Raw genomic sequence first — 14,175 nt, 5'->3', positions numbered from 1 at the left:
CCGCACTCCTTACTGCTCAGCCAGCATGCCGTAGCGAATGGCCTTGATGACCGCCGCCACCCGGGTTGGCACATCGAACTTGCGCAGGATGTTGGACACGTGAAAGTTCACCGTAGACTCCTTGCACTCAAGGATCCGGCCGATCTCCCACGAGCTCTTGCCGTAGGCACACCACAACAGCACTTGCCGTTCACGTGGCGTCAGGCGAACCGGGGCGTCCGCCGGGGGTTGCTGCTGGTGTCGTGCGTTGTCAGTCATGCTTGTACTCCACGGGTGATTGAGCGAGGCATCGCTGCCGATCTGCAATCACCTTACGAAGCCCATGCCGCGTGGCTCCACCGCTGCGGCTTGTAAAGAACTTTCGTACAAAACCGTCTGACGAAAGCCACGCAAGATTTGCTGACTTTCTTCGTGCTCCAAAGGGCATTTCGCTCGTCTCAACGCCGTTGCCCATTCGTCTTTCGCCTGGAGTCGTACAATGCGTGCCGTTTTCCCCCCATCGCCCTGCCTCGGCCTGCTGGCTGCCTTTGCTGCCACCCAGCCCGCCCTGGCAGCATCCTCGGTCGAATTGGGCCAGGTGCTGATCACCGATGAGGCGCAGAACGACCTGACAGCGGCCAGCGAACGCCTGCGCGAGGTTCCCGGCGCCAGCAACCTGGTGGACATGCAACGCGTGGGGCAAGGCCGAGTGGCCAGCAACCAGGACGTGCTGGCTTACCAGCCCGGCGTATTCGCCCAATCGGCGGGCAACGATGGCATCAAGCTGTCGATCCGCGGCTCGGGTATCAACCGCGCACCGGGGGCGCACGGTTCCGGGGTGTACACGATGTTCGACGGCCTGCCACTGACTGGCCCGGGCGGTACGCCCTACGAGCTGTTCGAGCCACTGTGGCTTAGCCGTGCCGAAGTGCTGCGCGGCGCCAACGGCTTCGACCAAGGCGCCTTGGCGCTGGGCGGCGCGATCAACTACGTTACCCACACCGGCTACGACGCCGCGCCACTGCAGGTGCGCTACGAGGTCGGCAGCCGCGGTTACCAGCACCGGCACATCAGCTCTGGTCAAGTGCTGGGCAACCTCGACTACTACGTGGCCCTGACCGACTCGGAATATGACGGCTACCAGGCGCACAGCAGCGGCAGCGCCAAGGGCATTGCCGCCAATGTCGGCTACCGCTTCAACCCGAACCTGGAAACCCGCTTCTACCTGCGCTACCGGGAAACCGAAAACGAACTGGCCGGGCGCCTGACCAAAGACCAGATCAAGCACCACCCGCGCGCGGCCAACCCGGCGTACCTGGCCCGCGACGACAGCCGCCCGCAACCAGGCAGCACCTGGGTCGGCAACAAGACCACGTTTTACCTCGATGACGACGCACGCCTGGAAGCCGGCCTGGTCTACCACGACTACCCGATGGATCTGCGCGAAGGCCCGATGCGCCTGAAAGTGGCCTACACCGATGTCAGCGGCACGCTGAACTATTTCCGCCGTGACACCCTGTTCGGCCATGAAAGCAAGACCACCCTCGGCTGGCGTACCACCAAGCACCTGCCCAACAGCGGCGCCTCGCAGTTCGCGCGCAATGGCGACGTGTTCGGCGCACGTACCCGCGATTTCACCTACCAGGGTTCAGACACCGTGGTGCACGCCGGCAACGACCTGGAGCTGGCCCCCAACCTGTGGCTGACCACCGGCCTGGCGATGATCTACACCCGCCGCGAAAGTGACGTCACCTACCCCGCTGAAGGTGGCAAAGTGAGCATGCATGACTGGGACTACGCGCCACGCGTGGGGCTGCGCTACGACATTCGTCCGGACCTGCAGGTGTACGGCAACCTCAGCCGCTCGGTCGAGCCGCCACACCCATGGTCACTGATCTGGAGCGCGCCAAGCACTGGCGGCAAGCAGATCCAGCCGATCGAGATGCAGAATCAGACTGCCACTACCCTTGAGCTGGGCGCACGTGGCGACTCGGCGCTCGGCCGCTGGGACCTTGCCTGGTACTACTCGCAAGTGCGCCACGAACTGCTGGCCGTGGAGGTGGTGCCAAACTTCACCTCGGAGTTCAACGCCAGCGCTACGGTGCACCAGGGCGTGGAGGCCGGCCTCGACAGCACCGTGTGGGAGCGCGCAGACACCGGCAAACTGAGCTTGCGCCAGGCCTACACCTTCGGCGACTTCCATTACCGTGATGACGATAAATTTGGCGACAACCGCCTGCCCGGCATCCCCATGCACTACTACCAGGCCGAACTGCGCTATGACTGGCCGAGCGGCTTCTATGCCGGGGTGAATACGCAGATGGCCTCAAAGGTGCAAGTGGACTATGCCAACAGCTACCACGCTGATGAATATGCCCTGCTCGGCGCACGGGTTGGCTGGGACTCGCCGAAACAGGACTGGCAGACCTGGCTGGACCTGCGCAACCTGACCAACAAGCGGTATGCGGCGACGGTGACGCCGGCCTACAACGATGCCGGCAACGACAATGCCCGCTCGACGCCGGGCGAAGGATTTGGCGTGTACGCCGGGGTTTCCTACAGCTTCCGCTAAACAATCGGGGCCGCTGAGCGGCCCCCATGGTTACGGGTACGAATGAACAGGACTCAAACCGCCCTGTTCAACTTCACCCACGAAGCAAACTTGTCGATGAATGCCTGCAAGAACGGCCGGGTCTTGTCGTTGAGCTTGCCCGAGTCCTCGAACAGGCTTGCCGCCCCGCCGATGTACGCCTCGGGCATCTGCATGCACGGCATGTCCAGAAACACCAGCGATTGGCGCACGGCATGGTTGGCACCGAAGCCCCCAATGGCCCCGGGCGATACACTTACCACCGCTGTCGGCTTGCCACCCCAGGCACTTTGGCCGTAGGGCCGCGAGCCCACATCGATGGCATTTTTCAGACAGCCCGGTACCGATCGGTTGTACTCTGGCGTGACGAACAGTACTGCATCACTGCCGCGGATCTCCTCGCGAAAACGCTTCCACGCCGCCGGCGGCGCTTCAGCCTCGACGTCTTCGTTGTACAACGGCAAATCGCCAATTTCGACGATCTTCAGGGCTAAGCTGGACGGCGCCAGCTCTGAAAGTGCGCGGGCGACCTTGCGGTTGTAGGACTCCTTGCGCAAGCTACCCACGACAACCGCTACCGAATACACCTGGCTCATGGCAATTTCCAACCTTTGCTGGGTAAAGGGACGTTGTAGTTATAGATGACCGTTCCTCGGCGCTTTGGTTTTTTTTCCGCAAAGGGAAAACTTCCGGGGCTGTTCAACGGTCTATGCCTTCAGACATTTTCTACGTAATTCAGAGGTTTCCACCCAAATGGCAGCAGTAATGGTCGGCCAATTCCACGCCCGTGACGCCGAAGGCCGTATCTACCCCGTGCACGAGTTCCAGGAGTCCACCCTGCAAGTCGACGGCAGCATGCTGGGCGCCCCTATCACCACCTACCGCCTGGCCATCGGCGACAAGGTCAACCACCTGGGCGAAAACCGCTTCGAACTGGCGCGCAGCGGCGTCGAGATCATTCGGATTCCGTGATGCAGTCCACGGTGTAACAGCCGCTTTCGTTTTGCAGGCCGTGCACATCGGCGACAAAACCAGGAAAGCCCTGATTGAATGCCCGCGCAAAAGCCAGGTAGTCGAGTATCGAGCGGGTCGCCTCGGTGAACCGCTCTCCCGGCATGATCAATGGAATTCCAGGGGGATACGGCACCAGCATCACCGCCGCCACACGCCCCAGCAGCGCCTCGATCGACACTGCCTCCACCTCGCCACGCACCATCTGGTCATAGGCCCGGGCCGGGCTCACCGCCACCTCCGGCAAACGGGTGAACAGCCGCTTCAATTGTTTGGCCGTGGCATTGGCGCGGTAGCAGTCGTGCAACTGATCACACAGGTCACGCAACCCCATCCGCTGGTAGCGTGAAGCATCAGCTGCCACCACACTCGGCAGGCAATTGCTCAAGGCTGTATTGCCATCATAGTGGCGCTTGAACTCCAGCAACTCGGTCAGCAAAGTGCTCCACTTGCCTTTGGTAATGCCCATCGAGAACAACACCAGAAAGCTGTACAGGCCGGTTTTTTCCACCACCAGCCCCCGCTCCCAAAGAAACTTGCTGACCACCACCGCCGGGATACCGTACTCGCCGAGCACACCGTCGGCGTTCAGGCCCGGCATTACCAGGGTCACCTTGAGCGGGTCGAGCAGCACATAGTCATCCGCCACTTCACCAAAGCCGTGCCACTGCGCCGCGGGTTGCAGCAGCCAGTCCTGCCCGGCCAGTTGCCGGATACCTTCGGCACCCGGCGGCTGCCAGATACTGAACCACCAGTCATCGGCAGCGATGTGCTCGCGCAGGTTGGCCAAGGCACGCCGAAAGCTCAGCGCCTCGTCGAACATCTCCTGCAGCAACGAGCGCCCGGCCGGCCCTTCCATCATGCTCGAAGCCACGTCCAGCGAGGCCAGAATGCTGTATTGCGGCGAAGTCGAGATGTGCATCATGAACGCTTCGTTGAAACGGTCACGGTCCAGCTGACGCCTGGCCCCGTCCTGCACATGGATCATCGAGGCCTGGCTGAAGGCCGCCAGCAGCTTGTGGGTGGAATGGGTGCTGAATACCAGCGGGCTGTCTGCTGCGCAGGCGGTGCCCATGGCATAGCGTCCGCTGAAGAACTCATGGAACGCCGCATAGGCAAACCAGGCCTCATCGAAATGCAGCACCTCGACACTGGTACCCAGCGCCTGCTTGATCATCCCGGCGTGATAGCACAGGCCGTCGTAAGTGCAGTTGGTCACCACCGCCAGCTTGATACGCTGCCCGCGATCACGGGCAAGCGGGTTGGCCTGGATCTTCGCGGCAATCGACTCGGCGCTGAACTCGCTGAGCGGGATCGGCCCGATGATACCCAGCTCGTTGCGTTCCGGGCACAGGTACAGCGGAATGGCGCCAGTCATGATGATTGCGTGCACCACCGACTTGTGGCAGTTGCGGTCGACCAGTACCAGGTCGTCGCGCCCGACCATGGCGTGCCAGACGATCTTGTTGGCCGTGGAAGTGCCGTTGATGACAAAAAACGTGTGGTCAGCGCCGAAGTTGCGCGCTGCCCTGGCTTCGGCTTCGGCCAAGGGGCCTGTGTGGTCGAGCAGCGAGCCTAGTTCTGGCACTGAAACGGACAGGTCCGAGCGCAGGGTATTTTCACCGAAGAACTGGTGAAAAGCCTGACCCACCGGGCTTTTATGGTAGGCCACGCCGCCACCGTGGCCTGGAGTGTGCCAGGAATAGTTGGATTGCGCGGTGTGTTGCACCAGTGCTTTGAAGAATGGCGGCAGCACGCCGTCCAGGTAGCTGTGTGCGGCACGCGCCACCTGGCGCGCAAGAAACGGCACGGTGTCTTCGAACAGGTAAAGAATGCCACGCAGCTGGTTGAGCTCGCTCATGGCCTCGGCGGGGGCGTTCTCCAGGGTCACCTGCTCGCCCAAGGCGAAGATCGGCAGGTTGGGCGCGCGCAGGCGAGCCAGGCGGATAAGCTCGGCCATGTTTTGCAGCAGGTGGGTGTTTTCGCCAACCCCTTCGGCTGCGATCAGCATGCAGGCCAAGCCGTGGTGGGTGGCGGCGACCAGACGGGCTTCGGCGTGATCGGCGGCCTTGATGACGGTGAAACCATCCTGGGCCAGCTCTTCGGCGATACCCCGCACCCGCTCGCCGGCTACGCTGTCGGCCTTGATGGCGCGGTGGACGATGAGGATCGGGAACTTGAGGTCCTTGTACATCAGGTGGCTACCTCCGAAGGACAGGGTGTCCATTTCAGGGTAGTTGAGCCTTGTATTGCCTGTAAGGGCCCTTTCGCGGGTAAACCCGCTCCCACAGGTTTAGCAATAGCCTTGCGGGCGGTGCGATACCTGTGGGAGCGGGTTTACCCGCGAAGAGGCCAGCACAGGCTACAAATCAGCCGGCAGGCGTCTCGGTCAGGGCCTGCCACATCGAGGGCCCGCCCGCCGACTTGGCAACGGCGGCCAGCCGCTCGGCATGCGCCTCCAGTTCCTCGGCACTGGCCATGATCACCCGCCCCGGTGCACGCCCGGTAATCCGGCGAATTTCACTGCCGCCAGCTCCGTGCCCGTCACCCTCGGCGTCAGCCCCATGGCCAGCCAGCGACAGGCTGGTCTGGCCACCGGTCATCGCCAGGTAAACGTCAGCCAGCAGTTCCGAGTCGAGCAGTGCGCCGTGCAGCTCACGGCCCGAGTTGTCGATGTCGTAGCGTTTGCACAGCGCATCGAGGCTGTTGCGCTGCCCCGGGTGGCGCGAACGCGCCAGCAGCAGGGTATCGAGGATGGTGCAGTACTGCGAAGCGTCGGTGCGATCCCGCTGGCCCAGCAAGGCGAATTCGTTGTTGATGAAGCCAACGTCGAACGCCGCGTTATGGATGACCAGCGTTGCGCCCTGGATGAACTCGAAGAATTCGTCGGCTACATCACCAAAGCGTGGCTTGCCCACCAGGAAGGTGTCGGTGATGCCGTGGACGTTGATCGCGCCCTCGTCACTCTCGCGGTCCGGTTGCAGATAGACGTGGAAGTGCCGCCCGGTCAGGCGCCGGCCGATCACCTCGACACAGCCGATCTCGATGATCCGGTGGCCTTCGCCTACCGGCATACCCGTGGTTTCGGTATCGAGAATGACGAACCGTTTATCTTGCTGCTGCTCCACGCGGGGCGCTCCAACTTGCATCAGTTACAAAGGCCGCAAGTGTAACTCAGCTCAACGCTGGGCGCGTACCTCATCGACCCCGCGGTTGGCCAACTGGTCGGCGCGTTCGTTGCCGGGGTGGCCGATGTGCCCGCGTACCCACTTCCAGCTCACCTTGTGGCGGTTGACCTGCTCATCGAGCTGCTGCCACAGGTCGGCGTTCTTCACTGGCTCTTTGGCGGCGGTCTTCCAGCCGCGCTTCTTCCAGTTGACCATCCACTCGTTGATGCCCTTCATCACATACTGCGAGTCAGTGGTCAGCACCACATCGCACTCACGCTTGAGCGACATCAGGCCCTGGATTGCCGCCATCAGCTCCATGCGGTTGTTGGTGGTTTCACGTTCGCCGCCCCACAGTTCCTTCTCGACGCCCTTGTAGATCATCAGGACCCCCCAGCCACCCGGGCCAGGATTGCCTTTGCAGGCACCATCGGTAAACATTTCGACGCTATCGCTCATGTACCACTCTTGAATTCAGTGCTTGTCAGTTTCGGGGTTGGCCGCCGTGCGGTTCACCTTGGCCAGCGGCAGCGGCAGCAGCTTGCCCATCGGCTCGCGGCGCTCCGGGCGCAGCGGCCGCAGGCCCACCACCATCTTGCGTGCCACCAGCAGGTACACCCCGCCACCGGAGCTCTGCCAGCCGCCGGCCACCCGCTCCCAGCCCGCCAGGCGCTGCTGCCAGGCCGGTGAGGCAAGCGGCGGACGATAGCACCCGAAGCGGCGTTTCTCCAGCGCGAAGCCCAGCAGGTTGAGCCAGTCACCTACCCGCGACGGCGAGATGCAGCGCGCCTTGCGCAAGGCGCCGTGGCTGAAGAAATGGCGCATGCCCCAACTGCTCCACGGGTTGATCCCCACGATCAGCAGATGCCCGCCCGGGCGCACGGCGCTGGCGGCCTCGCGCAGCAAACCATGGGGCGACAGGCTGAAATCCAGGCCATGTTGCAGCACCACCACATCGGCGGCGTGCTCACTCAGTGGCCAGGCCTGCTCCTCGCAGACAATCTCCACCCCTGGCAACGGCGCGCCCAGGCGCACATTACGCTGCACCTGCGGGGCACTGGGCGGCGCGTCGGCGCAAGGTCCGTAGTGCACAAGGTAACCCCCGAAGAAGCGGCCGAGCTCTTCTTCAAGCAGTTTTTCCTCTTCCTTGAGCATCAGTTGGCCGATCGGGCCATTGAACCACTCACGGGCCAGGCTGATCAGTTTGACCCAGTCCGGGTCGGCCTGGGCAAAGGCTTGGTCGGTCATTGCGCTCTCCCTCGAAGGTTCTCGCACCGCGCCATCGCGGCTAAGATGCCTTCATGTGCCACGCTTGGCGAATCGGATCCGCACCATGATACAGATCGATGCTCTCCCCGCTTTCTCCGACAACTACATCTGGTTGTTACAGGATACTGCCAAACGCCGTTGCGCGGTGGTCGACCCCGGTGATGCCGGCCCGGTGGAACGCTGGCTCTCGGCCAACCCCGAGTGGGTGCTCAGTGACATCCTGATTACCCACCACCACAACGACCATGTCGGCGGCGTGGAACGGCTCAGGCAACTGACCGGCGCACGGGTCTGCGGCCCGGCCCACGAGCGTATCCCCTGCCGCGACCTGGCGCTGGATGAAGGCGACCAGGTGACGGTGCTGGGCGTGACGTTCCAGGTGCTGGCGGTGCCAGGCCACACCTTGGGTCATATCGCTTTCTTCAGTGACCAACCGGCAACACCCGTACTGTTCAGTGGCGACACCCTGTTCGCCGCAGGCTGCGGGCGCATGTTCGAGGGTACACCCGAACAGATGCAGCCGGCCCTCGCCCGCCTGGCGGCGCTGCCAGCATCCACCGAAGTGTACTGCGCCCACGAATACACCCTCAGCAACCTGCGCTTTGCCAAAGCGGTAGAACCTGGCAACCAGCACGTTCTAAAGCGGTTCGAGGACGTTACCCGTTTGCGTGCAGATAATCGCATCACCTTGCCATCAACGATTGGCCTGGAACGCCTGACCAACCCCTTCCTGCGTACCTCTGAAACATTAGTTAAACAAAAAGCAGACGAATGGAAGGGACATCCAAACGACTCGCAGGTCACTGTTTTTGCTGCCTTGAGGTCTTGGAAGGACACCTTCTGATAACCTCAAGATATATCGCAATCGATGGTCAAAGGTTGACCAGGCCCGGAGCGGTTCCTAGAATCGCCGAAATTTTTCGCCCGGATACCTGTCTCAGCCGATGTCTTTCCGTAGCCGCAGAACCTCTCATTCCGTTGCCCTGACGCGCCTGGCCCAAATCAGTGCGCTGGCTCTGGCCGCCACCTTGGTGGGCTGCCAGAGCACCCGTCAGGTTGACGAATCCGACAGCGTTCGCGCGCACAGCTATCAGGCGCGGATCAAGCACAAGCCTTCACCGCTGCTGGTCAAGCCGGCCGAGCAGGCGCCGCAGGATGTCTGGGAGCGCATGCGCCAGGGCTTCGCCCTGCAGGACAGCATCGACGTCAATCCGCGCATCGAGCAGCAGCGCCTGTGGTTCGCCAGCAACCCGACGTTCATCGAAAGCGCCGGCGAGCGTGGCAGCCTCTACCTGCACTACATTGTCGAGCGCCTTGAAGAGCGCGACATGCCGCTGGAGCTGGCGCTGCTGCCAGCCATCGAAAGCGCCTACAACCCGATGGCCTATTCACGCGCCAGCGCTGCCGGCATGTGGCAGTTCATGCCAGCCACAGGTCGCCACTTCAACCTGCGCCAGACCAACTTCTACGATGGCCGCCGCGACGTCACCGCATCGACCAACGCTGCGCTGGACTACCTGACCCGCCTGCACGACATGTTCAACGGCGACTGGCTGCTGGCCCTGGCGGCCTACAACGCCGGTGAAGGCACGGTCAGCCGCGCCATGGAGCGCAACGAAAAGCTCGGTCTGCCAACCGACTACTGGAACCTGCCGCTGCCACAGGAAACCCGCGACTATGTGCCCAAGCTGCTGGCCCTGTCGCAGGTGGTGCTTACGCCTGAAGCTTATGGCGTGAACCTGAACCCGATTGCCAACGAGCCCTACTTCGAGGCGGTAGCCATCAATGATCGCCTGGACCTGTCGCGGGTGGCAGCCTTTGCCAACATTGACGAAGACGAGCTGATCCAGCTAAACCCGGCGTTCAAGAAGCGCATGACCGTGGACGGGCCCAAGCAACTGCTGGTGCCGACAGCCAAGGCACAACTGCTGAGCAACAGCCTGTCCAACCTCAACCCCGAGCAACTTGTCGCCCTGCAACCGAACAAGGCTGTGTTCGCCCGTGCCGTTGCTGAAAACAGGGCACCCGTGGCTGCGCGCAGCTATCGGGTAAAACGTGGCGACAACCTTGGCGCCATTGCCAAGGCAAACCGCGTTTCGGTCGGTGACATCAAGCGCTGGAACCGCCTGTCCGGCAGCAGCCTGCGGGCCGGCCAGGTCCTGGCCCTGCGAGGCAGCAACGCACCGAGCGCCGCTGGCAACCGGGTTGCGGCATCCGGCAAGCGCTCCACGCAATACAAGGTACGCAAGGGCGACTCGCTGTACCTGGTGGCCAAGCGCTTCAACGTCGAAATGCAGCACCTCAAGCGCTGGAACCCACGCAGCGGCCACGCCCTCAAGCCAGGCCAGACCTTGACCGTCTACCTCTCGCATTGATGCAACTCCGAGGGCTGCTTCGCAGCCCCTCGCAATCCCTCTGAGCCACACTCTTTTTCCAACCCCACCAAGCTGTTACTGTACCCGATCAAAGCCCAACGCCTCTGGATCGGATGCCGACTTGATACGTCCCCTCCTGCTGTCACTCAGCCTGGCCTTGAGCTTTCCCGCAGTCGCGATGGTGAGCGAAAGCCACGGATACGCGCAGTTCGGCACGCTCAAGTACCCAGCCACATTCACCCATTTCGACTGGGTCAACCCGCAAGCGCCCAAGGGCGGCACCTTGCGCGCCATGGCTTTTGGCACCTTCGATACCCTCAACCCCTACACTTTCAAGGGTTCGAGCCCGATCACCACGCCCAATTTCCAGCAATACGGCATCAGCGAGCTGAACGAGCCACTGATGGTCGGCACCGGTCAGTACGACCCGTCGGGTGACGAGCCTACCTCCAGCTATGGCCTGATCGCCCGTTCGGTCGAATACAGCGAGGACCGCAGCTGGGTGGTGTTCAATCTGCGCCCGGAAGCCCGCTGGCATGACGGCCAGCCCATCACGTCGACAGACGTGGCCTTTTCCTACCGCACACTGCTCAAGGACGGCCACCCGATCTACCGCACCAACCTGCAGGAAGTGCAGCGGGTAGACATCCTCGGCCCGCTGCGCATCCGCTTCGTGTTCAAGCGCGCCGGCAACCCGCTGCTGATCCTGCGCCTGGGCGAGATGCCGGTGCTGCCCAAGCACTACTGGCAAAAGCGCGACTTCAAGGCCACCACCTTCGAGCCCCCCTTGGGTAGCGGCCCCTATCGCATCACCGAAGTACAACCCGGGCGCCGTCTGGTATTCGAGCGGGTGAAGAACTACTGGGGCAAAGACCTGGCGGTCAACCGTGGCAAGTACAACTTCAAGCGCGTGGAATACGAGTTCTACCGCGACGCCACGGTAGCCTTTGAAGCGTTCAAGGCTGGGGAATTCGACATTTACATCGAGCACCAGGCAAAGAACTGGGCCAACGGCTACAACTTTCCGGCCGTGCGCCGCGGCGAAGTGATCAAGGCCCAGATCCCGCACCGCATCCCCACGCAAACCCAAGGCCTGTTCATGAACAGCCGCCGGGCCACCTTCAGCGACCCACGGGTACGCGAGGCGCTGGGGCTGATGCTCGACTTCGAGTGGACCAACCGCGCCCTGTTCAGCAGCGCCTACCGCCGCTCGACCAGTTACTACCCCAACAGCGAATTCGCCGCCAGTGGCCTGCCCACCGGCAAGGAGTGGCTGCTGCTGGCGCCGTTCCGCGACCAATTGCCGGCCAAGCTGTTCAGCGAACCCTACAAGGTCAGCCAGACCGATGGCCGCGGCATCAACCGCCAGACCCTACGCCAGGCGTTGGGCCTGCTTGCCCAGGCTGGCTGGAAGCTGAACGGCCAGCGCCTGGTCGACAGCAAGGGCCAGCAGTTGCGCATGGAACTGCTGCTGGTAAACCCCAACCTTGAACGCATCCTGCAACCTTATGTCGAAAATCTGTCCAGCATTGGCATCGATGCGCGCTTGCGCACCGTGGACCGTGCCCAGTACAAACAACGCCTGGACCAGTTCGATTTCGACATGATTCTGATGACCCTGAACCAGACCCTGAGCCCCGGCCTTGAACAGTGGCTGTACTTTCATTCCAGCCAGGCCGCGACCAAGGGCAGCAAGAACTATGCTGGGGTCAAGGACCCGGTGGTCGACCACCTGCTCGACACCCTGCTGGCCGCACGCACGCGCGACGACCAGGTCGCCGCCGCCCGCGCCCTGGACCGCGTGCTTTCGTGGCAGTACTACATGATCCCCAACTGGTACCTCGACAATCATCGCCTGGCCTACCGCAACCGGTTCGCCTTCGTCACCACACCGCCCTATACCCTTGGGCTGAACAGCTGGTGGATCAAGACTTCGGAGAAAGCCCAATGACGCCAACGCACCGTCTGCGCCGGCTGGCAGGCAGCCTGTTACTCGCCTGCCTGAGCCTTCCCGCCCTGGCCGCACCGCAACATGCGCTCACCCTGTACGACGAGCCACCCAAGTACCCTGCCGATTTCAAGCACTTCGACTACGTCAACCCAGACGCACCCAAGGGTGGCACTTTCCGCCAGTCCAGCTTTGGCGGTTTCGACAGCCTCAACCCGTTCATCAACAAAGGCGTACCGGCCGAGAACATCGGCAACATCTACGACACCCTGATGCGCCAGAGCCAGGACGAGCCTTTCACCGAATATGGCCTGGTGGCCGGCAAGATCGAGAAGGCCCCGGACAACAGCTGGGTGCGCTTCTACCTGCGCCCCGAAGCCCGCTTTCACGACGGCCACCCGATGCGTGCCGAGGACGTGGTGTTCACTTTCAACGCCCTGATCAAGGACGGTGCGCCGCTGTACCGCCAGTACTACGCCGACGTTGCCGAAGTGGTCGCCGAAGACCCGCTCAAGGTGTTGTTCACGTTCAAGCACAAGGGCAACCGCGAGCTGCCGCTGATTCTCGGCCAGCTGCCGGTACTGCCCAAGCACTGGTACGAAAACCGCGATTTCAACCGAGGCAACCTGGAAATCCCCCTGGGCAGCGGCCCATACAAGGTCGCCGAAGTGAAGGCCGGGCGCTCGGTGCGCTACGAGCGGGTCAAGGACTACTGGGCCAAGGACCTGCCGATCAACCGTGGGTTCTATAACTTCGATGCCATGACCTTTGACTCCTACCGTGACACTACCGTCGCCCTGGAGGCGCTCAAGGCCGGGGCGTTCGACTATGCGCTGGAAGTCAGCGCGAAGAACTGGGCCACCGCTTACAACGTGCCCGCCGTGCGCGACGGCCGCCTGATCAAGGAAGAACTGCTCAACGGCAACCCCACCGGCATGCAGGGCTTCATCTTCAACATCCGCCGCCCGCTGTTCCAGGACGTGCGTGTGCGCCAGGCGCTGAGCCTGCTGCTGGACTACGAGTGGACCAACAAGCAGCTGTTCAACGGTGCCTACACCCGCACCGGCAGCTACTTCGACAACTCGGAAATGGCCGCCCATGGACTGCCTGGCGCCAACGAGCTGAAAATTCTCGAACCGCTGCGTGGCAAAATCCCCGATCAGGTATTCACCGAGGCTTACAAGAACCCGGTCAGCGACGGCAGCGGCATGATTCGCGAGCAGCAGCGTCAGGCCTACAAGCTGCTGCAGGAAGCCGGCTGGAAAATCGTCGACGACAAGATGGTCGACGCCCAAGGCAAGCCGGTGACCATCGAGTTTCTGCTGGCGCAGACCGAGTTCGAACGCATTTTGCTGCCGTTCAAGCGCAACCTCGCCGACCTCGGCATCGACCTCAGCATCCGCCGGGTCGACGTTTCCCAGTACATCACCCGCCTGCGTTCACGTGACTACGACATGATCGTCGGCGGCTACCCGCAGTCCAACTCGCCGGGTAACGAACAACGCGAGTTCTGGTCCAGTGCCGCTGCCGACAACCCCGGCAGCCGCAACTTCATCGGCCTGCGCGACCCGGCTATCGACCAGCTGGTGGAAGAGCTGATCAACGCCGACTCGCGCCAGAGCCTGATCGACCATTGCCGTGCCCTCGACCGCGTGTTGCTGTGGGGCTACTACGTGATCCCCAACTGGCACATCAAGACCTGGCGCGTGGCCTACTGGAACCACATCGGCCACCCGAAAGTGTCGCCCAAATACGACATCGGCATCGACACCTGGTGGATCAAGCCTGGGGTAACCCCGGCGGTCAGCGAAGCCCCTGCGGACGAGGCGAACTAAG

The 14,175-nt window shown here is 62.5% G+C and carries 12 protein-coding genes; 6 read left to right on the top strand and 6 right to left on the bottom strand.

All coding sequences use genetic code 11. The features are described 5' to 3' along the window. Nucleotides 1-9: 9 nt before the first annotated feature. Complete coding sequence (locus P0Y58_11125) at nucleotides 10-258, bottom strand: helix-turn-helix domain-containing protein (GenBank protein WEK32712.1); 249 nt, start codon at nucleotides 256-258, stop codon at nucleotides 10-12. 220 nt (nucleotides 259-478) lie between these two features. Between P0Y58_11125 and P0Y58_11120 the strand changes: the two genes are divergently transcribed. Beyond that, nucleotides 479-2,551 carry a TonB-dependent receptor gene (locus tag P0Y58_11120; GenBank protein WEK32711.1) on the top strand — a complete coding sequence of 691 codons (2,073 nt, stop codon included), beginning with the start codon at nucleotides 479-481 and terminating at the stop codon, nucleotides 2,549-2,551. Between the two features lie 53 nt (nucleotides 2,552-2,604). Here P0Y58_11120 and chrR read toward each other — a convergent pair whose 3' ends face one another. Further along, nucleotides 2,605-3,165, bottom strand: a complete 561-nt coding sequence (chrR, locus tag P0Y58_11115; protein ID WEK32710.1) for a class I chromate reductase ChrR — start codon at nucleotides 3,163-3,165, stop codon at nucleotides 2,605-2,607. 157 nt (nucleotides 3,166-3,322) lie between these two features. On the opposite strand from chrR, the gene P0Y58_11110 reads away from it, so the two are divergent. After that, on the top strand, nucleotides 3,323-3,541 hold the full coding sequence (locus tag P0Y58_11110) for a hypothetical protein (GenBank protein WEK32709.1): 219 nt from the start codon (nucleotides 3,323-3,325) through the stop codon (nucleotides 3,539-3,541). On the opposite strand, the gene P0Y58_11105 is transcribed toward P0Y58_11110, so the two are convergent. From P0Y58_11105 to P0Y58_11090, 4 genes are all read right to left on the bottom strand, one after another. Continuing rightward, complete coding sequence (locus tag P0Y58_11105; protein ID WEK32708.1) at nucleotides 3,525-5,774, bottom strand: Orn/Lys/Arg decarboxylase N-terminal domain-containing protein; 2,250 nt, start codon at nucleotides 5,772-5,774, stop codon at nucleotides 3,525-3,527. The genes P0Y58_11110 and P0Y58_11105 overlap by 17 nt on opposite strands. 175 nt (nucleotides 5,775-5,949) lie before the next feature. After that, entirely contained in the window at nucleotides 5,950-6,708 is a 759-nt protein-coding gene (gene dnaQ / locus P0Y58_11100; protein ID WEK32707.1) for a DNA polymerase III subunit epsilon, read from the bottom strand. Nucleotides 6,709-6,759: 51 nt separating this feature from the next. Continuing rightward, complete coding sequence (gene rnhA / locus P0Y58_11095) at nucleotides 6,760-7,206, bottom strand: ribonuclease HI (protein ID WEK32706.1); 447 nt, start codon at nucleotides 7,204-7,206, stop codon at nucleotides 6,760-6,762. Nucleotides 7,207-7,221: 15 nt separating this feature from the next. Next, nucleotides 7,222-7,995: an SAM-dependent methyltransferase gene (locus P0Y58_11090; protein WEK32705.1), complete on the bottom strand. Its 774-nt coding sequence runs from the start codon at nucleotides 7,993-7,995 to the stop codon at nucleotides 7,222-7,224. Nucleotides 7,996-8,080: 85 nt separating this feature from the next. Here P0Y58_11090 and gloB point away from each other — a divergent pair, with 85 nt between their 5' ends. From gloB to P0Y58_11070, 4 genes are all read left to right on the top strand, one after another. Beyond that, on the top strand, nucleotides 8,081-8,860 hold the full coding sequence (gloB, locus tag P0Y58_11085) for a hydroxyacylglutathione hydrolase (GenBank protein ID WEK32704.1): 780 nt from the start codon (nucleotides 8,081-8,083) through the stop codon (nucleotides 8,858-8,860). A gap of 100 nt (nucleotides 8,861-8,960) precedes the next feature. Continuing rightward, the gene (locus P0Y58_11080; GenBank protein ID WEK32703.1) at nucleotides 8,961-10,391 is read left to right on the top strand and encodes a transglycosylase SLT domain-containing protein; all 1,431 of its coding nucleotides are present in this window, start codon (nucleotides 8,961-8,963) and stop codon (nucleotides 10,389-10,391) included. 121 nt (nucleotides 10,392-10,512) lie between these two features. Further along, the gene (locus P0Y58_11075) at nucleotides 10,513-12,342 is read left to right on the top strand and encodes an extracellular solute-binding protein (protein ID WEK32702.1); all 1,830 of its coding nucleotides are present in this window, start codon (nucleotides 10,513-10,515) and stop codon (nucleotides 12,340-12,342) included. Then, the gene (locus P0Y58_11070; GenBank protein WEK32701.1) at nucleotides 12,339-14,174 is read left to right on the top strand and encodes an extracellular solute-binding protein; all 1,836 of its coding nucleotides are present in this window, start codon (nucleotides 12,339-12,341) and stop codon (nucleotides 14,172-14,174) included. Before P0Y58_11075 ends, P0Y58_11070 begins: the two co-directional genes overlap by 4 nt. Nucleotide 14,175: the final 1 nt, after the last annotated feature.

Source organism: Candidatus Pseudomonas phytovorans (assembly GCA_029202525.1).
In the GTDB taxonomy this organism is placed as follows: Bacteria; Pseudomonadota; Gammaproteobacteria; order Pseudomonadales; family Pseudomonadaceae; genus Aquipseudomonas; species Aquipseudomonas phytovorans.
This window is presented reverse-complemented; position numbering and strand designations above follow the sequence as displayed.